Origin of the sequence: Haloarchaeobius amylolyticus (assembly GCF_026616195.1) — an archaeon.
Taxonomy (GTDB): domain Archaea; phylum Halobacteriota; class Halobacteria; order Halobacteriales; family Natrialbaceae; genus Haloarchaeobius; species Haloarchaeobius amylolyticus.
In genome coordinates this window covers 1040551-1063525 of sequence record NZ_JANHDH010000002.1, presented here as the reverse complement: position 1 = coordinate 1063525, position 22975 = coordinate 1040551, and the positions used below count along the sequence as shown (strand labels likewise).

The 22975-nt window shown below is 65.4% G+C and carries 26 protein-coding genes, 2 tRNA genes and 1 pseudogene; 18 read left to right on the top strand and 11 right to left on the bottom strand.

The annotated features are described in order from the left end of the window. Both NOV86_RS17870 and NOV86_RS17865 read left to right on the top strand, forming a co-directional pair. Nucleotides 1–129: pseudogene (locus NOV86_RS17870) on the top strand (DoxX family protein); the annotation flags it as partial. A 201-nt stretch (nucleotides 130–330) separates the two neighbouring features. Beyond that, nucleotides 331–573, top strand: a complete 243-nt coding sequence (locus NOV86_RS17865) for a MarR family transcriptional regulator (protein WP_267643111.1) — start codon at nucleotides 331–333, stop codon at nucleotides 571–573. Here NOV86_RS17865 and NOV86_RS17860 read toward each other — a convergent pair. The 3 genes from NOV86_RS17860 to NOV86_RS17850 all read right to left on the bottom strand — a co-directional run bounded on the left by NOV86_RS17860 (nucleotide 567) and on the right by NOV86_RS17850 (nucleotide 2262). Further along, nucleotides 567–845, bottom strand: a complete 279-nt coding sequence (locus NOV86_RS17860; RefSeq protein ID WP_267643110.1) for a hypothetical protein — start codon at nucleotides 843–845, stop codon at nucleotides 567–569. The two genes, NOV86_RS17865 and NOV86_RS17860, sit on opposite strands and share 7 nt — an antisense overlap. Nucleotides 846–922: 77 nt before the next feature. After that, entirely contained in the window at nucleotides 923–1738 is an 816-nt protein-coding gene (locus NOV86_RS17855; RefSeq protein ID WP_267643109.1) for an HD domain-containing protein, read from the bottom strand. A 47-nt stretch (nucleotides 1739–1785) separates the two neighbouring features. Next, a complete protein-coding gene (locus tag NOV86_RS17850) occupies nucleotides 1786–2262 on the bottom strand; it encodes a redoxin domain-containing protein (RefSeq protein WP_267643108.1) in 477 nt (158 codons plus the stop codon). Between the two features lie 149 nt (nucleotides 2263–2411). Between NOV86_RS17850 and NOV86_RS17845 the strand changes: the two genes are divergently transcribed. The 10 genes from NOV86_RS17845 to NOV86_RS17800 all read left to right on the top strand — a co-directional run bounded on the left by NOV86_RS17845 (nucleotide 2412) and on the right by NOV86_RS17800 (nucleotide 13031). Further along, nucleotides 2412–2738 carry a twin-arginine translocase TatA/TatE family subunit gene (locus NOV86_RS17845; RefSeq protein ID WP_267643107.1) on the top strand — a complete coding sequence of 109 codons (327 nt, stop codon included), beginning with the start codon at nucleotides 2412–2414 and terminating at the stop codon, nucleotides 2736–2738. 37 nt (nucleotides 2739–2775) lie between these two features. Then, nucleotides 2776–2848: transfer RNA gene (locus NOV86_RS17840), tRNA-Arg, on the top strand. 702 nt (nucleotides 2849–3550) lie between these two features. After that, nucleotides 3551–7381 (top strand): ATPase, T2SS/T4P/T4SS family, encoded by a 3831-nt coding sequence (locus NOV86_RS23255; protein ID WP_368408783.1) that lies wholly within the window; start codon nucleotides 3551–3553, stop codon nucleotides 7379–7381. Continuing rightward, nucleotides 7378–9429: a type II secretion system F family protein gene (locus tag NOV86_RS17830; RefSeq protein WP_267643106.1), complete on the top strand. Its 2052-nt coding sequence runs from the start codon at nucleotides 7378–7380 to the stop codon at nucleotides 9427–9429. The genes NOV86_RS23255 and NOV86_RS17830 overlap by 4 nt, the downstream gene beginning before the upstream one ends. A 14-nt stretch (nucleotides 9430–9443) precedes the next feature. Continuing rightward, the gene (locus NOV86_RS17825; protein WP_267643105.1) at nucleotides 9444–9941 is read left to right on the top strand and encodes a DUF7287 family protein; all 498 of its coding nucleotides are present in this window, start codon (nucleotides 9444–9446) and stop codon (nucleotides 9939–9941) included. A gap of 2 nt (nucleotides 9942–9943) precedes the next feature. After that, a complete protein-coding gene (locus tag NOV86_RS17820; RefSeq protein ID WP_267643104.1) occupies nucleotides 9944–10585 on the top strand; it encodes a DUF7288 family protein in 642 nt (213 codons plus the stop codon). Next, the gene (locus NOV86_RS17815) at nucleotides 10579–11616 is read left to right on the top strand and encodes a DUF7261 family protein (protein WP_267643103.1); all 1038 of its coding nucleotides are present in this window, start codon (nucleotides 10579–10581) and stop codon (nucleotides 11614–11616) included. The genes NOV86_RS17820 and NOV86_RS17815 overlap by 7 nt, the downstream gene beginning before the upstream one ends. Then, nucleotides 11613–12137 carry a DUF7266 family protein gene (locus NOV86_RS17810; RefSeq protein WP_267643102.1) on the top strand — a complete coding sequence of 175 codons (525 nt, stop codon included), beginning with the start codon at nucleotides 11613–11615 and terminating at the stop codon, nucleotides 12135–12137. Before NOV86_RS17815 ends, NOV86_RS17810 begins: the two co-directional genes overlap by 4 nt. After that, nucleotides 12134–12892, top strand: coding sequence for a DUF7289 family protein (locus NOV86_RS17805; protein WP_267643101.1), 759 nt, complete (start codon nucleotides 12134–12136; stop codon nucleotides 12890–12892). The genes NOV86_RS17810 and NOV86_RS17805 overlap by 4 nt, the downstream gene beginning before the upstream one ends. Nucleotides 12893–12956: 64 nt before the next feature. After that, nucleotides 12957–13031, top strand: a tRNA-Arg gene (locus NOV86_RS17800). Between the two features lie 55 nt (nucleotides 13032–13086). On the opposite strand, the gene NOV86_RS17795 is transcribed toward NOV86_RS17800, so the two are convergent. From NOV86_RS17795 to NOV86_RS17785, 3 genes are all read right to left on the bottom strand, one after another. After that, nucleotides 13087–13728: a helix-turn-helix domain-containing protein gene (locus tag NOV86_RS17795; protein WP_267643100.1), complete on the bottom strand. Its 642-nt coding sequence runs from the start codon at nucleotides 13726–13728 to the stop codon at nucleotides 13087–13089. A 256-nt stretch (nucleotides 13729–13984) separates the two neighbouring features. Continuing rightward, nucleotides 13985–14386 (bottom strand): plastocyanin/azurin family copper-binding protein, encoded by a 402-nt coding sequence (locus tag NOV86_RS17790; protein WP_267643099.1) that lies wholly within the window; start codon nucleotides 14384–14386, stop codon nucleotides 13985–13987. Between the two features lie 265 nt (nucleotides 14387–14651). Continuing rightward, complete coding sequence (locus tag NOV86_RS17785; protein WP_267643098.1) at nucleotides 14652–15383, bottom strand: hypothetical protein; 732 nt, start codon at nucleotides 15381–15383, stop codon at nucleotides 14652–14654. A gap of 127 nt (nucleotides 15384–15510) precedes the next feature. On the opposite strand from NOV86_RS17785, the gene NOV86_RS17780 reads away from it, so the two are divergent. Both NOV86_RS17780 and NOV86_RS17775 read left to right on the top strand, forming a co-directional pair. Further along, a complete protein-coding gene (locus NOV86_RS17780) occupies nucleotides 15511–15885 on the top strand; it encodes an ArsR/SmtB family transcription factor (RefSeq protein ID WP_267643097.1) in 375 nt (124 codons plus the stop codon). Further along, a complete protein-coding gene (locus NOV86_RS17775; RefSeq protein WP_267643096.1) occupies nucleotides 15885–16172 on the top strand; it encodes a DUF7521 family protein in 288 nt (95 codons plus the stop codon). Before NOV86_RS17780 ends, NOV86_RS17775 begins: the two co-directional genes overlap by 1 nt. Nucleotides 16173–16379: 207 nt before the next feature. Here NOV86_RS17775 and NOV86_RS17770 read toward each other — a convergent pair whose 3' ends face one another. The 5 genes from NOV86_RS17770 to NOV86_RS17750 form a co-directional block, all read right to left on the bottom strand. Further along, nucleotides 16380–16901, bottom strand: a complete 522-nt coding sequence (locus NOV86_RS17770) for a TlpA family protein disulfide reductase (RefSeq protein WP_267643095.1) — start codon at nucleotides 16899–16901, stop codon at nucleotides 16380–16382. After that, complete coding sequence (locus tag NOV86_RS17765) at nucleotides 16898–17575, bottom strand: SCO family protein (protein WP_267643094.1); 678 nt, start codon at nucleotides 17573–17575, stop codon at nucleotides 16898–16900. The genes NOV86_RS17770 and NOV86_RS17765 overlap by 4 nt, the downstream gene beginning before the upstream one ends. 88 nt (nucleotides 17576–17663) lie before the next feature. Then, the gene (locus NOV86_RS23250; protein WP_267643093.1) at nucleotides 17664–18671 is read right to left on the bottom strand and encodes a VOC family protein; all 1008 of its coding nucleotides are present in this window, start codon (nucleotides 18669–18671) and stop codon (nucleotides 17664–17666) included. Continuing rightward, on the bottom strand, nucleotides 18672–19376 hold the full coding sequence (locus NOV86_RS17755) for an alpha/beta hydrolase (protein WP_267643092.1): 705 nt from the start codon (nucleotides 19374–19376) through the stop codon (nucleotides 18672–18674). Continuing rightward, complete coding sequence (locus tag NOV86_RS17750) at nucleotides 19373–20320, bottom strand: ring-cleaving dioxygenase (protein WP_267643091.1); 948 nt, start codon at nucleotides 20318–20320, stop codon at nucleotides 19373–19375. Before NOV86_RS17750 ends, NOV86_RS17755 begins: the two co-directional genes overlap by 4 nt. Before the next feature lie 174 nt (nucleotides 20321–20494). Between NOV86_RS17750 and NOV86_RS17745 the strand changes: the two genes are divergently transcribed. The 4 genes from NOV86_RS17745 to NOV86_RS17730 all read left to right on the top strand — a co-directional run bounded on the left by NOV86_RS17745 (nucleotide 20495) and on the right by NOV86_RS17730 (nucleotide 22876). Continuing rightward, the gene (locus NOV86_RS17745) at nucleotides 20495–21205 is read left to right on the top strand and encodes a DICT sensory domain-containing protein (protein ID WP_267643090.1); all 711 of its coding nucleotides are present in this window, start codon (nucleotides 20495–20497) and stop codon (nucleotides 21203–21205) included. A 75-nt stretch (nucleotides 21206–21280) separates the two neighbouring features. Continuing rightward, a complete protein-coding gene (locus NOV86_RS17740) occupies nucleotides 21281–21682 on the top strand; it encodes a winged helix-turn-helix transcriptional regulator (protein WP_267643089.1) in 402 nt (133 codons plus the stop codon). 79 nt (nucleotides 21683–21761) lie between these two features. Further along, on the top strand, nucleotides 21762–22589 hold the full coding sequence (locus tag NOV86_RS17735; RefSeq protein ID WP_267643088.1) for a succinylglutamate desuccinylase/aspartoacylase family protein: 828 nt from the start codon (nucleotides 21762–21764) through the stop codon (nucleotides 22587–22589). Beyond that, nucleotides 22586–22876: a hypothetical protein gene (locus NOV86_RS17730; RefSeq protein WP_267643087.1), complete on the top strand. Its 291-nt coding sequence runs from the start codon at nucleotides 22586–22588 to the stop codon at nucleotides 22874–22876. Before NOV86_RS17735 ends, NOV86_RS17730 begins: the two co-directional genes overlap by 4 nt. The last annotated feature ends 99 nt before the right edge of the window (nucleotides 22877–22975 follow it).

The window sequence follows — 22975 nt, the reverse complement described above, 5'->3', positions numbered from 1 at the left end:
GTGTTCCTGGCCGTCGCCGCCTTCGGGGCGGGCCGGATCCTCGGCCTGGACACGTTCATCGAGAACTACGAACTCGGTGGCGAGAAGCTCATCGAGAAGTACCCCAGGCTCGACTACATCCTCGGCTAAGACGGGGAACCGGTCCCTCGTCGGTAGTCGAATCCGCTGCAATTCTTGCGTTCTCCCGTTTTCTCCCGTTTTACTCGTCTTCGAGTGGCTTCTCCGTAGCGTCCGGTACGCCGCTGCTGAACCCGCACACCACCGCCGACCGATTTTCGACTTTCGTCGAACCCGAGTTTTATTATCGTCGAATACAGTCGGTTGGATACCATGAGTGCGACACGAAGCGCGGACCGAAGCGGGTCGACAGCCGTCAAGGCCGCCGGCTCACCGACGGCGAAGTTGGTCTGTCTCTACCTGCGGACGACCGGGGCAGCCACGACCGCACAACTGCAGGAGGCGCTCGGCTTACGCAAACTCACGCTCTTTTCGGTCCTCTCGACGCTCGAAGACCGCGACCTCGTCGAGCGCGACGAGTCGGGACAGGTCACGCTGCACGCCAGCCGTCAGTAGAACCGGTCGTAGAGGCGGTCACCGACGAACGACCCGATGCTGAGCGGCAGGAACACGAACCCGAGCGCCTGCAGCATGATGAACGTCAACCAGCGCGAGAACGGGTCCTGCGGCGGCCAGAACAGCGGGAGGGCCGTGACGAGGTAGTCCCAGAACGCCGCGACGAGGACGACCGCGACGACCAGCGAGCAGCCGACGCGGACGCCGACCCGATAGATATCGGTCTGTCGGCTCGTCGGGGGGTCCGGCCACTCGCGGTCCGAATCAGCCATACACCGGCTATGGACCGGAGACTCAAGTAGGGCACGTCATCGGCGTGGAACGCATCGCAGGTAGAACCAGCCCGTCCCTAGAGTTCGATGCGCTCGACGAGGTCGTCGCCCTCGTCGCCGGACTTCAGGGCGACGATGCGGACGAGGTCCTCGAGCATCGAGTCGCGGAGTTTCGCCTTGAGGAGGTTGTCGACCTGGTAGACGCCGGCCGCGCTGGTCATCTCGATCTCGACGAGGACGGGGTACTCCTCGCCCTCCTGCAGCGAGACGTTCTTGATGGCCTGACTGGAGAGCGTGTTGATGCCACGGCCACCCTTCTCGTAGGGGATGCGCGAGCGCCCGGACTCCATGTCGAGCGCGTCGGCGACGCGAACCACGCCGGCCTCGCGGGTGAGCGGCTGCTCGGCGGTGTGGTGACAGAGGATGGCGTGGAGGACCTCGCCCTTCACGCGGACGCAGTCGGGTTTGTTGTAGAACTCCGGCAGGATGCGGTCGAGCTCGTCGGAGGCCAGGGGGATAGAGTAGTAGGAGTGGTCGTCGCGGTGGACGATGTGCCCGATGTCGTGTAGCGTGGCCGCGAGCGCGACGATGACGGGTTCGTCCTCCTCGGCGAGACCCTGGTCGCGCGCCCCGTTGAAGTCGATGCCGGCGCGCTTCAGCAGGTCGTACAGGCAGAGCGCACGGTTGCGGACGATAGAGATGTGTTTCGAGCCGTGGTCGTTGTAGCCCTTGCGCGTGACGGCGTTGACGTTCTGGGCGTCGAGATACGTCTGGATCTCGGGGTCGTTCTCGACGAACTCGAGGACCTTGTTCAGCTTCTCGTCGGCGAAGGCGTGCTCGTCCCCGGGCGAGTACACACGGCCTTCGACGCCGGACTCGTCGGTATCGCTCATACACGAACCGTCGCCGGCTGGCTAAAAAAGCCTTCGCGTGGGTCGATTTACTCGGCTGCGGCGGCGGCTTCCTTGACGGCCTCGTAGTCCGGCTCGACGCCGGGGTCGTCGCTGACCCAGGACCACGTGACCTCGCCGTCCTCGTTCACGACGAAGACGGAGCGCTTGGCGACGCCGTAGACGCCGAGATCCTCGAAGTCCATGCGGACGCCGTAGTCGTCGATGATCTCCTTGTTGAAGTCGCTGACGAGCCCGAACTCGAGCCCGTTCTTCTCACGGAACTCGTTCAGCGAGAACGGCGAGTCGACGGAGACGCCGTAGACCGTGGCGCCGACGTCCTCGAAGCCGGCGAGCTGGTCCTGGAACGTGCACATCTCCGTCGTGCAGACGCCGGTGAACGCGCCGGGGAAGAACGCCAGCACGAGCGGCGCCTCGTCGAGGTGCTCCGAGAGCGTGAAGGAGTCAACGTCGCCGTTTGCGAGCGGTGCGGTGAAGTCGGGAGCGTCGTCGCCTACGTCTACCATGACAGGTGCGGATTGGAATACCACCGACAAGTGGGTTGCGCTACGGGACGAGCAGGCCGGAATCCGGCGAGGAACCACGTTCCGCTGGGTCGGTGTGACACGGACGAGCAAAAAGGTTATAATTGCCAGCGGGTAAGCCACGCATAGAGATGGCACTCGAAATCACACCACTGTTCATCGGAGGCGGCCTCGGCGGTCCCGAGATGATCGTCATCTTCCTCATCGTCGTGCTGCTCTTCGGTGCGAACAAGATCCCGAAGATCGCACGCTCGACCGGTGAGGCGATGGGCGAATTCCAGAAAGGGCGGGAAGAAGTCGAACAGGAACTGCAGGAGATGCGCGACGGCGCGACGGCCGACGTCGACACGTCCCTCGACAGCTCCGCCGACACCACCACGGAGACGGTCTCCGAGACGGAGACGGTCTCTGACACCGACACGGTCTCCGACACCGAGTCGACGTCCGACTCGAACTGATCCGCGGGGACTTCCGCGACTCGTTTTTCGCCGGCGTGGGCGTGTGGCCTAGTGGATAGGGCAGGAGGTTCCTAACCCCCTGATCGCGGGTTCGAACCCCGTCACGCCCGTTCAGTCGTTTCACTCCTTCACGGGCGTTCCTGGGTCCCGGTCGCGGGCTCCCGGGACCCCCGTCACGCCCTGTTTCGTGACGAGGAGACGTTGGGACCAAACCACTCCTTCACGGACAGAGTGACTTGTGGGCGCGGGGTCGAACTCGAAAAGCCGCGTGCAGCGCAGGGGGCAGCTCTCGGCCCGGTCGGGTTCTGCCCTGCCCAGATACTGTCCAGATGCATGGGGCAAGGATAGCGAATCGGGCGGGGTGTAACACGAAGCACGCCTCCGGTATACACTGCGCACGTGAGTGCGTTCCAGCGAACCGGAAAATCACGAATGGTAACACGACGACCGTATCGGCCCCGGAGTCGTGGGGGATTCTCGCCCCCAGAGGGCGACGGAATCCGGGGTGCCTCGAGGTGGGTTTCAGTGGAGCGAGGTGAAAGTCGAGCAGTAAAGCGTTTTTGGCCGCGAGCCCGGCGTGAGAACCCTGTTTAATTCTACCTATCCGACCCGAGATTCGTGTTAGAGGGATATGATTTAACCAGTTCTGTAACGAAATCAGGTTGTGTGTGACCGACGTGTATCGTCAGAAAATCCATGGACGGCTCCGGTTCTAACGCCACATTACTCAGACCAGTGACTGGTTATCTTCTGATTCTCATAGGTGATAATCTGTGGAAGGTTTTTTGACTGCCGAGGAAAAGGGGTAGTCAATGGCTGTTAACGACGCCGACGGAACCGAGTCGAACCAGTTCGAGGGGACTGACGATTCGGCCTCCCTGTCGGAAGAGAGCCCGCCCGACGGGCCGACGACGGGCTCCGACACCAGAGTGGGCGACTATACCTGGCGGGAATTCATGGAGGAGTTCGGGTACGAGGACGACGTCTCCACGCTCTATTCTGGTGTTACCCGACAGACGACCGACGACTCACAGCGACTGGGCCTCGGCAACAGCGAGGGCGAGGTACAGACGGCACCACACGGTGACGACTGGGACCGCGTCGACTTCGACCCCGAGGTGTACCTGGGATTCCACCCCGACGAGCTCGCCGACGTCATCACGGACCAGGCGGCCTCGAACGGGAAGTGGGTCTGGCAGCACTTCTCGGAGTACTGCGACCCCGAGACGACCCCGGTCGTCAAGGACGAGTGGACCTGGGAGCACTTCAAGTGGCAGTACCACTACGAGGACGACGGCTCGATCCCCCACGACAGCGACGGGAACAAGGTCGAACTCGACGAATCCGAGTACCTCGGCTTCGAACCCGAGGAGGTCGAGGGCATCCTGAGCCAGGGCGACGACTTCGCTCAGGAGCTCAAGAGCATCGTCGACGACCGGACGGTCAACATCACCCACGAGGAGGAGGACGATTTCTTCTCGACCGACGCCGGGAACACGACCGTCGCGAACCGCTACGACCTCGAGAAGGCGGTCCCGATGGAGAAGAAGCTCCACTTCCGCGAGGTCGAGCGATACTGGGTCAACAAACCCTACGCCTTCGTCATCGTCTTCCACTCCGAGAAGGAGAACGAGAAGAAGTACTACGCGGTCGAACCCTACCGCAACCAGATCGAGGACGACCTCCAGGAGTTCATGTCCGGCAAGCTCCGGACCGCGATCAAGTACTCCGAGGACGAGATCACGGTCGAGGGCGACGAGGACGCCCGCCGGGCGGTCATCGACCGCGAGACGAAGCGACTGCTCCGCCGGTACGACCTGTTCAAGAAGGTCGACCGGTCGGGTGGCAGCGACAAGGGCATCGTCGAGCAGATCCGCGACCTGTTCGACACCGGCGACGGCGACGACGACGAGGCCGAGGAGGCCGAACCCGAGGAGGTCCAGCTCGACGGCATCGAGGCCCGGCCGGAGCCGGCCGTCATCGACGACGACGCCGACCAGCTCAACGAGTACCAGGTCGAGAAACTCCTGTACTACCTGAAACGGAACTTCATCGGGTACGAACGGATCGACCCCATCAAGCACGACATCAACGTGGAGGACATCTCGTGTGACGGGTACAACTCGCCGGTGTTCGTCTACCACTCCGGCTACGAGCAGATCATCTCCAACATCTACCACGGGAAGCGCGAACTCGACGACTTCGTCGTGAAACTCGCCCAGCGTTCCGGGAAGGGCATCTCGAAGCGTCGTCCACAGGTCGACGCGACCCTCCCGGACGGCTCCCGTGCCCAGTTGACCCTCGGGAAGGAGGTGTCCGACCACGGGACCAACTACACTATCCGTCAGTTCAAGGACGTCCCGTTCACGCCCATCGACCTCATCAACTGGAACACGTTCTCGCTGGACGAGATGGCGTTCCTCTGGCTCTGCATCGAGAACCACAAGTCGCTCATCTTCGCCGGGGGCACGGCGTCCGGGAAGACGACGAGCCTGAACGCGGTCTCGCTGTTCATCCCCTCGAACACGAAGATCGTCTCCATCGAGGACACGCGCGAGGTCGAGTTGCCCCAGCGGAACTGGATCGCGAGCGTCACCCGTCCCTCCTTCAGCGAGGACTCACAGGGTGACGTCGACGAGTTCGACCTGCTGGAGGCTGCACTGCGCCAACGTCCCGACTACATCGTGATGGGTGAGATCCGTGGTGAGGAGGGCCGGACGCTGTTCCAGGTCATGTCCACGGGTCACACCACCTACACCACGTTCCACGCGGACTCCGTCGGTGAGGTCCTGAAGCGCTTCACGACGGACCCCATCAACGTCTCGAAGACGATGTTCACCGCGCTGGACCTCGTCTCCATCCAGACCCAGACGCGGGTCCAGGGCAACAAGGTCCGCCGGAACAAGAACCTCACCGAGATCAACCACTACGACGCGGAGAACGACGAGATCAACGTCCAGGACGTCTACCAGTGGCAGGCCGAGACGGACGAGTACCTCAAGATGGGGGACTCGAACACGCTGGACGAGATCCAGTTCGACCGCGGGTGGAGCTACGAGAAGCTCCAGGACGAGCTGTTCAAGCGCCGGGTCATCCTCGCGTACCTCATCAAGAACGGCCTCAACGAGTACGTCAAGGTCGCCGCGACGGTCCAGGCGTACATCAACGACCCGGACACCATCCTCACCCTCATCGCGAACGGGAAACTGGAGGAGAGCCTCGAGGACCTGCGCGAGATGGAGTCCGTCGAGATCGACGTCGACCCGGAGGACGAGGAACTCGTCCCGCGTCCGGACGCGAACGACGAGACGTACAACCTCTCGCAGGACATCCTCGAACGCGCCGAGGAGTCGCTGTTCGACGACTACCGCGGCAAGCAACTCAGCGGCCTCGGCATCGACTCCGCGCTCTCGGGGTCGGGCATGGATGGCGAGTCCGAGCCGGCGGTCGAACCCGACAGCGACGACGAGTTCGACTTCGGCGACGACGGGTCGTTCATGCTGGGTGGCGACGACGACGAGGAGGACGACTTCTCCTTCTCCGGCGACGGCGAGGACATCGAAGACGGCCCGTCGTGGCTCAACGACGACGGTGGTGGCTTCGACTTCGGCGACGACGACGGCGGCTTCGGCGGCTTCGGCGACGACGCAGGCGAGACCGCCGCGGACGCGAGCACCAGCGAGGACACGGACCCCGCACCCGATGACACGCCACAGCTCGAGTCGGGCGAGGCCACGGCCGACGCGAGCACCGCCGAAGCGGCGAGTGCCGACCCGGGTGAGGAGGAGACGCTCCCCGAGACGACGGACGAGCCGGAGCCACCCGCGGCGGACGACTCGGCCGAGACGGAGGAGATAACGCTCGACCTCGAGGCGGCGGCTGCCCAGATCGAGAACGAGGACAGTGGTGCGGACGAGCCGACGACCGACAGCGCCGATAGCACCGACGCCGCAGACGGTTCCGATGCGGGCGAGGGCTTCCTCGACGAAGCCGAGTCGGACGATGACGCGGGAACCAGCGCCGACTTCGATGGCGAGGAGGACCCCGGCCCGATCTTCGGCGAGGTCGAGGACACGGGCACGGAGTCCATGTTCGACACCGACAGCGCCCCTGCGGACGAGGGGTCGTTCTTCGGTGACGACGACGAGCCGTTCTTCGGCGACGAGGACGACGTCGGGTCCATCTTCGGCGACGAGGACGGTGGCAGCGTCTTCAGCGACGACGGTGACGACCCCGAACCCGAAGACGACGGCGGGATGTTCGGCGAAAGCGACGAACCGGCGGGCGACGAAGACGGCTCGGTTTTCGAGGACGATGCGCCAGCCGACGCGGCCAGCGACGACGCAGCCGGCGACGACGCAGCCGGCGACGACGCTGCTGACCCGGAGACGACCGAAGACCCCGACGCGACGAGCGACGTGGCGGACGACGCCGAGGACGGGTCCATCTTCGGCGAGGACGCCGACGACGGCGGCTCGGTGTTCAGCGAGCCGGCGGACGAGGAGCCCGCCGAGGACGACGGCGGCAGCATCTTCGGCGAGGACGCCGAGGACGACGCCACCGTCGGCGACGAGGCGGATGCCGACGACGACGAGACGGACCAGCCGGCCGACGGCGACGTGTTCGACGGTGATGAGGAATGAGTCTGCAGACGCGTGGTGACACAGGCGGGTCGGGGTTCAGCACGTCGTCTGATTCGCTCGGCGACATGTTCTACCCGCTGTACGAGCGGCTGTTCAGCGAGGACTCGGACTTCGTCGCCGACGTGGAGTCGAAACTGGCACAGGCCCGGATGGCCGACACGGTCGAGATGTACCTCTCCCGGTCGCTCGCCATCGGCGTCCTCACCGGCGGGATGCTGTGGCTCCTCGGGACGCTCATCGGCTACTTCATCTTCGCGACCGGCCTCATCCAGACCGAGAGCCTGCTCGGGGCGACCATCCCGAACCCGACGCTGGTCGCCATCATCCAGGCGATCAAGGTCCCCGCACTCATCCTGATAACGGGGCTGTTCCTGGGTTCCATCGGCTTCGCGATGGGGTTCGGCGCGCTGGTCGCGGTGCCGTACTCGCGGGCGTCGACCCGGAAACGCGAGATCGACATGCTCCTGACCGACGCCGTCTCGTTCATGTACGCGCTCTCGGTCGGTGGCCTGAACCAGCTCGAGATCCTCGAGGCGATGGCCCGGGCGGAGGACACCTACGGCGAGGTGTCCAAGGAGTTCCAGTCCATCGTCCAGGAGACCGAGTACTTCGACACCGACTACCGGACCGCCATCCGGAACCAGGCGATGGAGACGCCCAGTAACGAGCTCTCGCAGTTCCTCACCGACATGCTCTCCATCGTCAACTCCGGCGGTGACATGGAGGGCTTCCTCTACGACAAGAAGGAGAAGCACATGCGGACCGCCAAGCAGCAACAGGAGATGACCCTCGAGACCTTGGAGCTGTTCGGCGAGATGTACATGACGCTCTCGCTGTTCCCGCTCTTGCTCATCATCATCCTGGTCATCATGCGGATGCTGGGCGAGGCGCAGGTGAACATGCTGTTCGGGACCGTCTACGGCCTCATCCCCCTGACCGGCGCCGGGTTCCTGGTGCTGGTCTCGACGGTCAAGGAGGACGAACCCGGTGACGGCTACCTCCTGCCCGACGACGCCGACGACCGGCTGAGCGTCCAGCAGGGCGCCGGCCTCCTCGACCTCGGCCTCATCGAGCAGTTCACGGGCGAGTACAGCGTCTTCGACCGCATCAAGAACCGCGAGGGCACCTACGAGACCATCCAGGTCCTCAGGGCCCCGCACATCTTCTTCCGCGACAACCCCCTGTACACGCTGGCACTGACCGTGCCGGCGGTGCTGGTGTTGCTGGTGGTCGCGATGGTGTCGGGGGCCATCCCAACGTCCTGGGGCGGGCTGGTCGAAAACCCCGTCTGGGGGACGTTCATGTACGTCTACCTGCCGGTCTACATGATGTTCCTGCCCCTGACCGTCTTCCGAGAGTGGAACGTCCGCTCGCGCAAGGGCGTCATCTCGAACATCTCTGACAACCTCCGGAAGCTCTCCAGCGCGAACGACACCGGGCAGACGCTGCTGGAGTCCCTGCGGACCGTCTCGGACACGACCAGCGGGAAACTGGCGACCGAGTTCGAGACCATGCACGCGAAGGTCAACTACGGGATGAGCCTCAAGCACGCGCTGGTCGAGTTCAACAACAAGTACCACATCCCCCGGCTGGCGCGCACGGTCAAGCTCATCTCGAAGGCACAGGAGGCCTCCAGCCAGATCACGGACGTGCTGACGACGGCGGCACAGGCCTCGGAGAACCAGGACGACATCGAGCGCGAACGCAAGTCCCGCACCCGGATGCAGGTGGTCATCATCATCATGACCTACCTCACCCTGCTCGCGGTCATGGCCATCCTGAAGACGCAGTTCCTCGACGTGCTGACGGGCCTGACCGACGCGAGCTCGGGCGGTGGCGGCGGTGCGGCGGGCGCCGGCGGCCCCAGCTTCGGGGGCAACGTCAACACGAACCTGCTCTCGTTGCTGTTCTTCCACGCGGTGACGATGCAGGCGTTGCTCTCCGGGCTCATCGCGGGCTACATCCGGGACGCCGACATCCTCAGCGGCCTCAAGTTCGTGCTCATCCTGATGACGATCGCACTGGTGGTGTGGGCGGCGGTCGCGTGAGAACGATGAAATCGGTGGGAACAACTATCGAGTGCGGCGACGACCGCGCCCAGACGACCCAGGACTTCGCCATCGGCATCAGCATCTTCCTGCTGACGGTCGGGTTCACCTTCGGGTTCCTCCCGAGCCTGCTGACGCCCTTCGGCTCGCCCCTCGGCGACGACATCACGGCGAAGTCCGACCGGGTCGCCGCGACGCTCATCGAGGAGAACCACGTCGACGGCGAGCCCCGAACGCTGAACTACACCCAGCTCGAGAGCTTCCTGGCGAGTACGAACAACGAGTCCGCGCTCCAGGACCACTTCGGGCTGCGAAGTACTGCCGACGTCAACATCACCATCGTCAACGTCTACGACAACGGGACGAGAGAGGTCCTGGCTGACGGGTCCGGCAACCTGACTGCCGGGACCGACTACGAGGGACAGACACCGGCAGCGTCCACGTCACGCGTCGTCGTCCTCACCGGCGACCGCTGTGACGTGCAGTGTTTCGTCGTGGTGAAGGTGTGGTAATCATGAGACAGGACGAACGCGCACAGGCGTACACGCTGGAAGGGTTCATCGGGTCGGTCCTCGTCCTCGCGGCCGTCCTCTTCGCCCTCCAGTCTGTCGTCATCATGCCGACGACCTCCGGGAAGGTGAGTCGTGACGTACAGGAACAGCTGCGGGTCGAGGCGGACGACGTCCTCACCATCAGCGCCCAGGAGGAGTCGCTCTCGTGCCAGATACGGCACTGGAACGGCACCTCGAGCGAAGACACTTTCGCGGGTGCCATCGACGAACGCATCGGCTACGGGCCCGACCCACCACCCAATATAACGACCTGTGACGCGGACGGGACACAGTTCGGTGCGATGCTGAACCAGACGTTCGGCGAACAGGGCCGCGAGTACAATATCATCGTCTCCTACCGCCACCCCTCGGACCCGACGATCACCCGGTCCGAGCGGATGGTCTACCGTGGCGTCCCGACCGAGTCCGCCATCGTGGCGACCTACACGGTGACGCTGTACGACAACCAGACGCTGACCGGACAGGGATGTCAACCCGGCTGTCCGGAGCTCTGGGAGACCAGCAAGAGCGAGTTCCCCATCAGGGACGCCGCACCGAACAGCCCGGTGTACAACGTCGTGGAGGTGCGCATCGTCATATGGTAGGCCTCGACGACGGCCCCCGGTCGCGGGCACAGTTGGTGCTGGTCGGCGCGGTCGCCATCGCGTTCATCATCCTCGGCATCGTGGTCGTGTTCAATACGGTGCTGTTCACGGAGAACGTCGACAGCACGGGCAGTGGTATCGCGGTGGACGACTCCGAGGCTGTCGAACGCGTGAGTGCAGACACGATGGGTCAGATAGCCCGATACGTGAACGAGGGAAACATGGACAGGGCGGGCCGGGACACGCTCCTCTCGCAGAACGCATCGAACTACAGTACCCTGTTGCAGGAGTCCTATGCCCAGGATTCCGCAGCGCTCGTCGACATTAACTACAACCAGAGCAACACCAAGTACGGCGTCCGGGTGTTCCAGACGAACACGTCGGACTTCTACGACGACCCGGACGACACCGGGAGCGACAACTGGCACCTGACCGACAGCACGCCCTCCGAGATCGTCCGGTTCGAGATGGACCTTACCCGGTCACAGCTGTCGAACCAGGCGACCGACTCGTTCCACATCGCGGTCAAGGGAACCAACGAGACCGGCGCCGAGGAGTGGCGCGTCGTCCGCATCTACAACGATAGCGGGGCCGGTATCGACCTCGCGGTCGCCCACGGGTCGGGTTCTGCTCCCGGCAACTGGTATGACCAGATGGAATCACCGACGTCTGCGTGCAACGACATGGCGGTCGGGTCGACGTTCGAGGTCGACGTCTCCGAGGGGACGGTCGAAGGGACCTCGTGTACGTTCAACTTCACCGACGGTATCGACTACGAGACCGGTTCCGAGGGCTACGACATCTGGTTCCGTGACTCGGAGAACGCGTCGGGGACCTACTCGTTCGTCCTCAGCGAACCCGGCGAGTTCGTCTCGTCCGCGCAGTACCAGGAAGCCACTGGCACGCCCGGCTCCGGCCAGTACTATACCGATATCGTCTGGCGTGCCGGCGTCACGGTCGAGTACGACACCCCAACCATCTCGTACCGCGAAACGTTCCAGTCAGAACCAGCGTACAACACCTCACGATGACCCCGAACCTCCCCCTCTCCGACGACCGCGGCGTCTCGATAGCCGTCACGCACGTGCTCACCATCGGTATCACGACCATTCTCATCACCGGGCTGCTCGTGGGCGCCAGTGGCCTCCTGCAGGACGAACGCGCGGACGCGGCCCGCGACGAGATGCGGACCATCGGCAACCGGATGGCGACCGACATCGCGAGCGTCGACCGCGCGGCCGACGGCACCAGTTCGACGATGAGCGTCCGGTCCGTCCATCCCTCGTCGGTCTCGGGGTCGACCTACACCGTCCACCTCAAACCGGGGTCTGTCTGTGCGGTGTACTCGAACCCGTGTCTCGTGTTGAACGCCACGTCTACCGATACGACGGTGTACGTCCCGTTCAACACCTCGACCACGGTTACCGAGACACGGGTCTCGGGCGGTGACATCTACATCGTCTACGACGGGTCGGACATCAAACTCGCGAGCGAGCCGGCGAACCCGAAGCTCCAGCCGCCGGGACTTCCCAGCGTGGAGGTGCGAGCATGAGAACTGACGGGGACCGACGCGCGGTCAGCGACGTGCTGGCGTTCGTCATCGTCTTCTCCATCATCATCACCTCCGTCGGCGTGGTCTACGGCATCGGGTTCAGCAGCCTCGGCGAGTTCCAGGAGGGCGAGCAGAAGACCAACGCGGCCCGTGCCTTTCAGGCACTCTCGGTGAGCCTCGACGACATCCAGTCCGGGGCAGCACCCGGCCGCTCCGGCGCGATTCAACTCAGTGAAGGCACCCTTCAGGTGGAAGAGCAGTCACAGATGACCGTCGAGGTCGGGCTCTCGAACGGGACCACCTGGACCGTCGCCACCGAGACGACCGGGTCGCTCCAGTACTCCTTCGAGAACACCGACGTCGCCTACGAGAACGGCGCCGTCTTCCGGAAGGACGGCTCCGCCAGCGTCATGCTCGAAGAGCCCTCGTTCGTCTGCTCGGACTCGTCCGACCAGGCCGTGGTCTCCATCGTCGTCCTCAACGGCGAGAGCAACGCCATCGGGGGCGAGGTCAACGCGGAGATCATCAGCCGCGAGAACTCGACGAGCGTCCTCTATCCCAACATCTCCCGGGGGAGTTCGGTCACCGCCGACAACGTCACCGTGGACGTGCCCACGACCAGTTTCGACCAGGCCTGGACCCGCTACTTCGAGGACGCGTCCGGCTGGGAGGACCCCGACGGCGACGGTGCCTACACCTGTGACGCCCAGTCTGTCGTCGTCCGGGTCACCGTCATCGACGTCGAGTTCCAGTGACCACACCTCGTTTCGGTGGAAATCGCGGGAGTTAAAAAGGGCAGACGAGTAGCATTGGTTGCTTGGGCGCTTAGCTCAGTCTGGACAGAGTGCTTGGCTTCGGACCAAGTTGTCGCGGGTTCAAATCCTGCAGCGCCCATGATTCTCTGAGGAACGGACGTGACGAGTGAATCGTGTGCGTGTGAGTATTCGGTTCAGGGACCGAGCACAGCGTCGAGAAGTTTGCGCTGGGCCGCGTTCAGGTGTTCACGGAAGGTAGAGGTCGCGATATCGAGCTCTCGAGCGACTGCAGTGGCGTTCGCACCGTCATCGTGATCGAAATAGCCCATCTCGTGGCAGGTTTCGAGGACCTCTCGTTGGCGGTCAGTGAGCGCGTCGCGATCTACGAGTACCGGGTCGCTGGTGTCGTACTCACCACTGGCTGTGAGATTGTGGACGTGAATGTCTTCGTACTGGTCGTGGAGGTCGTCGACGACGGCCTGAACGGTGTCGACGTCGAGAGCGTGGATGGTGAGGTAGAGGATACCGTCGCTGGCGTGAACGTCGAACACTGGGCAGCCGTGGCGTTCCGTGCAGGCACAGACGCAGGGGCAATCGGTGGTGCGGTCGAACCGATAGACTCGCCGACCGTCGGTCTCGAAGACCTGCTTGACGTCGGGGTGATCAATCGAGATGTCGGCATCGGTCGCGAACTCTTCTGTGACTGTATCGCCGGTCGCATCGGTCCTGGTCTGAGCGACGTGCTCGACGGTCGAGTCGATATCGGCGGACGCTCGTGCGAGCGGGCAGCCTGCAGGTGCTTCGACACCGATTTGCGCCAAGATAGTCCCGACCATACGAGGAGATCTCTCCTGGAACCGTTTAACCGCACGTTCGTTTCCAGCAGGCCAGATAAGTCCCCAAAATACAAGTAGTATGGTCAGGGCTTCGCGGTGTCGGGCGGTGCTCGTCGGGGTCTCGCCGGGGCAGCCAGCGGTCACGACGCGAGAACGTCCTGTCCGGTCTGCTCGCTCTCCACGGGCGGACGAAGTGAGGAGGGCAGAGCCGAGCGTCGGATGTCGCCAGTCGTTCTCTCTGGATATAATGGGCGCGTCAGGGCCCGGCTATACGCTGCTTCTCGAGGATGTCGTCGATCGACGGGAACGACTCCTTTGCCGCCGGCGGTAGATCTGTCGGCGCAGTCGTTGCAGGACCGCCCTGTGGTTCACCGACGACGATACGGCCGACCATCCCGAGCATCTCGTGTGGAGTGCAGTAGTAGTCGTACACCCCTTCGGTCTCGAACGTGTGCTCAAACACCGCGTCGGTGCTCGAGTACGCTTTCGACTGCCACGGCGTCGCCCCCTCCGGGATGCGAAGTGGCTGGTCGCCGTTGTCGGGATGGTAGGCAACCGTCGAGTGGCTCCCGGAGTCGTTCACGAACCGAACGGTCGTCCCTGGTTCGACGAGGAGTCCCTTCGGGTCGAAGTACGATCCATCGTTGTCCGTTATCATCCGAACGACGGGCCCAGCCGAGTCCGCTGCCGTCGATTCGGCGGTCGTGGCCGGAGCAGTCGTCTCGGTATCGGGCGACGCGGCCGTCTCTGACTGCACTGTCGTAGTCGTCTCGCGAGCGGTCGTCTCCGCTGGCTCGGATTGTTGGGCCCCGCAGCCGGCGATGGCGACGAACGCGGCGGATCCAACGCTCGCGACGAACCGACGACGGGACGACTGGTTGGGGATCATGAGTACTCTCTGTGGGAAGGTCGTGATTCAGTGACTAGGTTCGTCGGCCGAGGGCGAAGGCACCGATACCTGCGAGTGCCGTCAGCGCTGCGACGACGCCCATCCCGGGGAGCTGAGCGTTGGCGGCATCGTCTTGACTCTTCGCCTCTTCCTGGGCGTCGAGCTTCTTCTCGAGGGAATCGATCTGTTCGTTGAGTTCGGTCACCTGCGTTTGAAGTTTGTCGACCTTCTTGTTGACATCCTTGACTTCACTGTTGGTCGAGTCCACGCCCTTCTTTACAGTGTGCAGTTCTTCGGACATGTGCTCGACCTCCTCACCGGTCGCTTTCGCCGGGAGGAGCTGGACGGTCCGCTGGAATTCGAACGCGTACTCGTTCCCTTCGATCTCCGTCACGACGGCGATGGTGTAGTTCCCGGCTTCCGGGAACATGTACGTCCAGTGGAAATGCGCTTCGTCCTCGGGAATCTCGACTTTCACGTGGTCGTGATAGCCGTCAGGGCCGCGGATGTGGACTTCCACGGTGCGGTTCGTAACGCCACCCCAGTCCAGTCGGTCCGCATCTCCTTCGGGGTTCGCGTCCATGATACGGGCGGAGAATTCGGCCTGCATCCCCGCGACGGGCTGTTCAGGCGAACTGCTCACACCGAGTTCCATCTCTCCTTGCGTTACCGTCGTCTGCCAACTGTGGGCAGAGACGGTTCCGATACCACTGAGTAGCAGCATGCTGGCCAACGCGATCGCCAGGAGTGATCGTTTCGAGCTCATCACAGGTGAACATCGAGCCACCGTGATAATAGAGCCCTGAGCGCGTTCACACCCCTTGCAAATCCAGTTTGGGATTCGCTCAATAGTGAGGGTGTTTAAGTGGGTCGTAATCTTTCGTAGGAGCGTCGTGGACGAATCGTTCCCCCGTGATGATTGGGACCTGAACGAGAACGCCCTGTTCAGAGCACTGGCAGACGACACCACGCGGACAATCCTGTCGCGGACGAGCGACCAACCACGGTCGGCCAACGAGCTCGCGGATCACGTCGACGTCTCGCTATCGACGATCTATCGACGACTGGAACAACTCGAGGGAGATGGATTGATCGACGAGCGTCTTCGCGTCGACATGTCGGGAGACCACCACAAAATGTACCAGGCAACGATTACACACGTCGGCGTCGACATCGACGGCGACGGCGTAAGGACGCACGTGGAACCGAACGAAGACGTCGCCGAGCGCTTCGCGCGAATCTGGGAGCGCATCCGAGGTGATCGCTGATGCACGAACCGCTCGTCGCCGGGAAACTTCTCGTCATCTTCATCGGGACGTTCATCGCGTACCGAGCCTACACCGGGTATCGAGACCACGGCAGCGAACCGATGTTGTATCTCGCGGTCGGGTTCGGGCTCATCAGCTTAGCCAGCGGTATCGAGGGCCTGCTGTTCGAGGTGGTGAACGTCGACATCTTCCTCGCAAGCACAATCCAGACGGCCATCGCACTGCTCGGGATGGTCACGATACTGTACTCGCTGTACGGTTCCCGTGGTATTCGGGTCGACGACTGAGACGTCGAATCCGGTGCCGTCCCAGTCCCCTCGCGAGGGGTACTTCTTCGGGGTCGCAACTGCTGGGCTCGCCGACCGAACGTGGCGTCGGACCCGCCTGCACGGTCGCGTCGTCAGGCGCGGTGAGGCCGTCGCTGGGTGGCCGTAGGGCCGAACCCTCCAGCGCCCACTTGTCCGCGTGACGCTTCACATCCTAACGAACAGCACTCACACCACCTCGGCGAGCTGTGAGCGAAGCGTCGCTGCCTCAAGGAGGCCGCCGTGTTCGAAGACCAGCCTGCCATCGCTGTCTGCGATGGCGACGTGGGGGAGGCCGGTCGCGCCGAAGGCTTTCAGTATCTCACCGCCGGGTTCGAGGCCGACGGTCCAGTGGCCGTCGTGGCGGCGCCACCAGTCGGCGATGTCGGCACGGGTGAACGAGTCGCCGACGCGTTCGTTGGTCACCGAGACGAAGGAGACGTCGTCGTATTCGCCGCGGACCGCGTTCAGGACGTCCAGTTGCTTCTTGCAGGGGGCACACCACGTCGCGAAGAGGTCGACGACCGTGACCGTCCCGGGGGTCGGGACGAGTGCCTCGCCGGCCGACGAGCCCGGCGCGTCGAGGGTCTCGACGCGGACGGGGAGGCTCGCTCCGTCACTGCCTCCCGGGAGGCCGTGCTGTGCGACCCAGAGGCCGCCACCGGCCAGGCCGGCGCTGGCGATAGCCGCGAGGGCTTGCCGTCGTCTCACGCCGCTCTCACCGTCGCGAGGTCGTCGATGATGACATCCTCGTCGGGCGACTTCGCGGTGTAGGCGCGCTCGACGTAGCCGTCGGCGTTGACGAGCAGGGTGAGCGAGGAGTGGGCGAACATGTACATGTCCATGTCCTCGGGTTCGGTCCGCTGGAAGCCGACGCCGAACTGGTCCTCGACGACCGCCTTCGCGCGGGCCGTCGAGGCGGGACGGAGGTAGTGCCAGTTCCCCGTCGCGGTGTCGACGTTCATCTTCTCGCTGTAGGTCTGCAGGCGGGCAGCGTCGTCTCGTTCCGGGTCGAAGGTCACCGGGAGGAACGACACCGCGTCGGCGTAGCCCTCGTTCCTGGCGTGGACGTGCACGTTCCGCATGGCGGAGATGAGGAGGGGACAGACGGTCTTGCAGTGGCTGTAGAAGAACGTGAGCAGCGCGGGCTGGTCGACCTCGCGCAGGGCGACCTCGCGGTCGGCGATGGGGGCCGTGAGCGTCACGTCGGGAATCTCCTGGCCCCACGCGGGGAACGCCACGTCGCTGCTCTCGTAGGGGCGGTCCGGGTCGGGGAGGGCGACGTTCGGGGTGTCGTCGCCGAGTCCGACAGAGCCCAGGCAGCCCGCGAGGCCGCCGATGCTCCCGACCGCGGCCGCCGAGGTGAGGAAGGTCCGCCGTTGCATACTGGACCATTGCGGACTCGTATATTAGGGCAATCTGGTTCGGGCATCGAATCCGGTCTCGTGGTCGACCCGGCGAACCCTGGTACGGTCAGCGGTCCGGCCACTCGACCGGCGGCAGCCGCTTCTCGATCTCGTCGCGGTCGTCCTCGACCCAGCGGGGGAGCTGGAGGGAGCCGCCGAGGTCGCTCTCGGGTTCGTCGACCGTCAGGCCCGGCCCGGCGGAGGCCAGTTCGAACCGGATGCCGCCCGGTTCGCGGACGTACAGCGACTGGAAGTACGTCCGGTCCTTGACGCGGGTCGGCTCCAGCCCGAGGTCGCGCAGCCGGCGGTGCCACGCCAGCACGGCGTCGCGGTCTGGCACGCTGAAGGCGACGTGGTGGACGGTCCCCTTCCCGTCACGGCCGAACCCGCCCGGCGCGCCGTCGCCGGCTCCCCGGAGCGACAGGTCGACCACGGTCGCGCGCTCCCCGGACGCCCGGTAGCGAACCCGGTCGTCGGTCTCGCCCGCGAGGTCGTACCCGAAGTGTTCGAGGACGCGGGCGGTCTGGTAGGGCGCGGGTGAGAGCAACGTCGTCCCGTGGAGGCCCCGAATCGCGTGCTCGGCCGGGACCGGCCCGGCATCCCAGACCGCGGCCTCGGCTACGCTCGCGCTCGGCACACCGACGAGTTCCAGCGGGAGCCCGTCGGGAGCCTCGAACGCGAGGCCCTGCTCGTCGAAGCGCGAGAACCGGGTCACCTCGACACCGTGGTCGGCGAGCCGACCGCCCCAGTAGTCGAGCGAGTCCGGGGGCACCGCCAGCGCGGTGGCACCGGGCTGAGGCGGCCCGACCCGCCCGTCGGGGCCGGCGTTGGACGGGAACAGCGTGAGCAGGGAACCGAGGCTCCCGGCCCCGTCACCGAAGTAGACGTGGTGGGCGAACTGGTCCTCGTAGTTCACGGTGCGCTTGACGAGGCGCAGGCCGAGCACGTCGGCGAAGAAGTCGACGACTGTCTGGGGGTCACCCGAGAGCGCGGAGACGTGGTGGAGCCCGGTGACCGGCGGCGGCCCGTCCGCCGTCCCGGTCTCCGGCCGGGACTCGTCGTCGTGTCCAGTCACTCAGTTCTCACCCTCGTCGGCTGCCTTCGGGCCGTCCGAACCGTCCTCACCGTCGTCGCCGTCGCTGTCGACCAGCCCCGCGACGATGTCGCGGACGTGCTCGATCTCGTCTTCGTTGACCGTGTGGCCCATCCCCTGGTAGATGCGCTCGGTCACGTCGGCATCGAGGCGCTCGAACACCTGCGTCGTCTCTTCGACCCGTTCGAGTGGGATGTGCGGGTCCACGTCGCTGCACCCGAGGAACACCGGCGTCCCCTCGAGCGACCCCTCGTAGTCGCGGGGCGTGCCCTCGGGTCCGATGACCCCGCCCGAGAGCGCCATCAGGCCGCCGTAGCGCCGGGCGTTCCGGGCGACGTACTCGCTGGCGAGGCAGGCCCCCTGCGAGAAGCCCATGAGTGCGATGCGGTCGTACGGGATGCCCGCCTCTCTCGCCGTCTCGACGGCGTCCTCGACGGCCTGCAGCGCCGAGGTGAGGTAGGGCTCGTTCGACTCGATGGGGGCCATGAACGAGTTCGGGTACCAGGTGCCGCGCTGGGCCTGCGGAGCGAGGAACGCGACGCCGTGTTCGAGGAACTCGTCGGCCATCGCGAGCATGCTGCGGGCGCTCGCGCCGCGGCCGTGGCACATGACCACCGCGCCGTCGGCGACCGCGAGTGGGGCGCCCGCGCTGGCGAGTGGCTGGTCCTGGTGGACGCCGGAACTCACTCGCTCGTCACCTCCGGGGCGGAGAGCGAGGGCAGGCTCGCCTCCAGTTGCTCGCGGTCGTCCTCGAGCCACGCCGGGAGCCTGAGTTCGGTCCCCAGGGTCTCGGCCGGTTCGTCGACGGTGAACCCGGGGTCGTCGGTGGCGACCTCGAACAGCACCCCGCCGGGCTCGCGGAAGTAGATGGACCGGAAGTAGTTGCGGTCCTTCTGCTCGGTGACGTACAGGCCGATCTCGTCGAGGTCGGCCGCGATGGCCTCCTGTGCCGCGTCGTCGGGCACCCGGAAGGCGACGTGGTGGACCGTGCCCGCGCCGGGGACCCCGCGGCCGCCGACGCCACGGAAGACGTCGACGACGCTGGCGCGGTCGCCGCCGACGCGGTAGCGGACCCGGTCGTCGCTCTCGGCGGCGCGCTCGTAGCCGAGGGTCTCGAGGACCGACCCGGTCACGTCTGGGTCCATCGAGTGCAGGGTGACACCGTGGAACCCGCGGATGGCGTACTCGGCAGGGACCGGGCTCTCGGTCCAGGGCTCGAGGTCGGTGGCGTCGTCGGTGTCGGTCGCGACGAGTTCCATCGGCTGGCCGTCGTGGTCGCGGAAGGGGACGACCGTCTCGTCGAAGCGCGACAGGGGCTCGTCGTGGTCGACGTCCAGCGTCGCGAACCGGTCGAGCCAGTAGTCGACCGCGCCTTCGGGGATGGCGAACGCGGTGGCCGTCGCCTGTCCCTTCCCGGGCTGGCCCTGCTGGCCGCCGTCGAAGGGGAAGAACGTCAGGATGGTCCCCGGCGTGCCCGTCTCGTCGCCGTAGTAGAGGTGGTACGTCGACGTGTCGTCGAAGTTCACGGTCCGCTTGACCAGCCGCAGCCCGAGGACCTCGGTGTAGAAGTCCACGTTCCGCTGGGGGTCGCTGGCGACCGCGGTGACGTGGTGGATACCGTCTGTCTGCATGGACCATCCTAGGGACCCCACGGACATATACCTAATCTGACAGTGGTGTCACCAGGGGACATCGATGTCAGGTGGGCAGTGAGGGCGTGGTCGGGCGACCGGACGACCCCGTACCGGTTGCATACCTAACAGGATGGGCAGGGAGCGTACAGGACCCGCCGAGAATGCACCCGTATGACTACGAAACCACTCGGGCGCATCGTCGGCGAGACGGACCTCCAATCGAAGACGTTGCACGCCTGCAACGTGACCGACGAGAGCGCGCTGGCCACCGTGAGTCGGTTCCTCTCGAAGCACGAGGTGGAGAAGGTCAAGGACAAGACGGCGTCTGGCCAGCCCAGGGACACCCTCGTGTTGCAGTCCGACGGGCGATTCGTCGCCGCGAACTCGATCCAGACGGTCGCCCGGTTCGCCAGCCGGGACGACCAGCCGTCGGACCGTGCGGAGATTCCCGCCGTCATCCAGCATCTGGACGGGACGCGCTTCCGGTCGTACGACAAGCGTCGGATGATCATGGCGTCGCGCAACGTCGAGTTCCGGGCGTGGAACGATGGGGAGGGGACCCTCCACTCGGGGTTCCAGCAGCTCTCGAAGGTCGACTTCCAGCGGAACGTCTACCGGAACCTCTCCCGGAGCGACCTCGACGTCCACGTCTACGGGCAGGCCGACTGGGAGCGCCCGGACGACCTCGACCTCACCGTCCACGCGAGCGACGCGAAGGAGGTCACGAAGCACTGGTGGGTCGTCTACGACGGGAACGGTCGCGACGACCGCAAGGCTGCGCTGCTCGCCCAGGAGACCGGCGACAACGAGTTCTACGGGTTCTGGACCTACGACGCCCGGACGACCGACGAGGTCCTCGACCGGCTCGCGGCGATGGGGTAGTCGGCAAACCAGTTCTCATCTGATAGCTGGTTCGGATACGAACCTCTAAGTGTGGCGGCGGCCAACGGTGGGGCAATGGCGACGAGTTCCGACGAGAACCCCAACGCGGCTGCCTGTCCCGTCATCGACTCCCTCGAACAGATCGGTTCGCAGTGGCGACTCGTCGTCCTGCACGACCTGCAGGGCGGTGAGAAGCGCTTCAACGAGCTCAAGCGCTCGACCGACGCGAGTTCGCGCACCCTCTCGCGGGTGCTCGACGACCTCCAGGAGATGGGGTTCGTCGACCGCCGGCTGGAGGAGGACGCCCCCGTCGCGACCTACTACTCGCTGACCGAGAAGGGCGAGTCGCTCTGCCCGGTGTTCGACGCCATCGGCGAGTGGGCCGAGGAGTGGATCTCGACCGAGGGCGGCGACGAGGACGAGACCGCCCCCGAGCGCGTCGAGACCGACGGCGGCTCGACGGCCGGGACCGAATGAGAGGGGTCCACACGGGCAGGCCACCGTCCCGCCGTTAGCCGGGACATAATCTTGGGGCCGGGTCCGCTGGTCTGTACCGATGCAACGACGGACGTTTCTGCGACGGGCACTCGCCGGACTCGCAGCGACCGCTGTCGGCTTCGGCGGGCTCGGCGGGTTCGGCGGTCGTGACGAGACGATGGCGACCGCCCAGCCAGCCGCGGACGACCGCACCCGCGGGACACTGCTCCCCGGGACGACGTACGAGACGCCGGTGGTGACCATCGACGGCGGCCAGCCGGGCCCGACCGCGGTCGTGGTCGGTGGGCTCCACGGCGACGAACGCAGCGGCTACCGGGCCGCCGGGGCCGTCGCCGAGTGGTCGTTCGAGGCAGGGACCGTGGTGGTCCTCCCGCGAGCCAACCAGCCGGCCATCAGGCGGGGGACCCGCGAGAACGACAACGGGGACCTGAACCGCCAGTTCACGCCCGGCGAGGAGCCCGCGACGAAGCTCGCCCGTGCCATCTGGTCGCTGGTCGAGGAGCACGACCCCGACGTGGTGCTCGACCTCCATCGCTCGCGTGGCATCTACCGGCTCCACCCGCGGAACGTGGGGCAGGCCATCTTCCCGACGGCGGCGGGCGACGCGACCGCCAACGCCGAGGCGACCTGCACCCACCTGAACGAGACGCAGGTCCCGTGGTCGATGCCACTCCACGACTTCACGACCGGGCCCGCGATGGGCGGCGGGTCGCCCCTGCTCGCCCACAAGGTCGGCGCCGAGCTCGGGACGCCGGCGTACGTCGTCGAGACGACCACGTTCCTCACCGACCTCGGCACCCGGGTCGACTGGACGACGGCCGCGGCCGAACACCTGCTCGCACAGCACGGTCTCGACCGACAGCCACCGGCGAGGGCCAACACGTGACCGACCCCGAGTCCCCGCCGTTCCGGCGCTGGTTCGCCGGGCGCGCCGTGGCCGTGACGTTCTCGCTGCTGGTGTTCCCGGTCGTCCTCCTGAAGTACGGCTACCACAACCCACTCGCACTCCCGGGCTACCTCGTCCTGGCCATCGGGAGCGCCATCGGGAACCGCATCGCCCCGGCGTACGAACTCTGGGTGTACTGGGGGCCGTTCGTGGTCGCCTCTTACGGGCTGTCGGTCGTCTTCGGCGGCCTCTACCGCCACGTTCGCGGGCGGGTCGCCGACCGCTGACGGGCTGGCGGCGCAGTCGGAGAACCCTGAAACCGCCGATTCGTACCGTCTCGGTACCGTGACGATACGAATTCTCGCCTTTCTACCTTGGGTGATGAG

Coding starts and splice junctions, on each gene's coding strand:
- NOV86_RS17830 (WP_267643106.1), top strand. CDS start 7,378: ATGAGTCTGCAGACGCGTGGTGACACAGGCGGGTCGGGGTTCAGCACG.
- NOV86_RS23255 (WP_368408783.1), top strand. CDS start 3,551: ATGGCTGTTAACGACGCCGACGGAACCGAGTCGAACCAGTTCGAGGGG.
- NOV86_RS17855 (WP_267643109.1), bottom strand. CDS start 1,738: ATGAGCGATACCGACGAGTCCGGCGTCGAAGGCCGTGTGTACTCGCCC.
- NOV86_RS17810 (WP_267643102.1), top strand. CDS start 11,613: ATGACCCCGAACCTCCCCCTCTCCGACGACCGCGGCGTCTCGATAGCC.
- NOV86_RS17850 (WP_267643108.1), bottom strand. CDS start 2,262: ATGGTAGACGTAGGCGACGACGCTCCCGACTTCACCGCACCGCTCGCA.
- NOV86_RS17860 (WP_267643110.1), bottom strand. CDS start 845: ATGGCTGATTCGGACCGCGAGTGGCCGGACCCCCCGACGAGCCGACAG.
- NOV86_RS17815 (WP_267643103.1), top strand. CDS start 10,579: ATGGTAGGCCTCGACGACGGCCCCCGGTCGCGGGCACAGTTGGTGCTG.
- NOV86_RS17740 (WP_267643089.1), top strand. CDS start 21,281: ATGGCGACGAGTTCCGACGAGAACCCCAACGCGGCTGCCTGTCCCGTC.
- NOV86_RS17750 (WP_267643091.1), bottom strand. CDS start 20,320: ATGCAGACAGACGGTATCCACCACGTCACCGCGGTCGCCAGCGACCCC.
- NOV86_RS17765 (WP_267643094.1), bottom strand. CDS start 17,575: ATGCAACGGCGGACCTTCCTCACCTCGGCGGCCGCGGTCGGGAGCATC.
- NOV86_RS17805 (WP_267643101.1), top strand. CDS start 12,134: ATGAGAACTGACGGGGACCGACGCGCGGTCAGCGACGTGCTGGCGTTC.
- NOV86_RS17785 (WP_267643098.1), bottom strand. CDS start 15,383: ATGAGCTCGAAACGATCACTCCTGGCGATCGCGTTGGCCAGCATGCTG.
- NOV86_RS17735 (WP_267643088.1), top strand. CDS start 21,762: ATGCAACGACGGACGTTTCTGCGACGGGCACTCGCCGGACTCGCAGCG.
- NOV86_RS17790 (WP_267643099.1), bottom strand. CDS start 14,386: ATGATAACGGACAACGATGGATCGTACTTCGACCCGAAGGGACTCCTC.
- NOV86_RS17745 (WP_267643090.1), top strand. CDS start 20,495: ATGACTACGAAACCACTCGGGCGCATCGTCGGCGAGACGGACCTCCAA.
- NOV86_RS17845 (WP_267643107.1), top strand. CDS start 2,412: ATGGCACTCGAAATCACACCACTGTTCATCGGAGGCGGCCTCGGCGGT.
- NOV86_RS17820 (WP_267643104.1), top strand. CDS start 9,944: ATGAGACAGGACGAACGCGCACAGGCGTACACGCTGGAAGGGTTCATC.
- NOV86_RS17775 (WP_267643096.1), top strand. CDS start 15,885: ATGCACGAACCGCTCGTCGCCGGGAAACTTCTCGTCATCTTCATCGGG.
- NOV86_RS17865 (WP_267643111.1), top strand. CDS start 331: ATGAGTGCGACACGAAGCGCGGACCGAAGCGGGTCGACAGCCGTCAAG.
- NOV86_RS17795 (WP_267643100.1), bottom strand. CDS start 13,728: ATGGTCGGGACTATCTTGGCGCAAATCGGTGTCGAAGCACCTGCAGGC.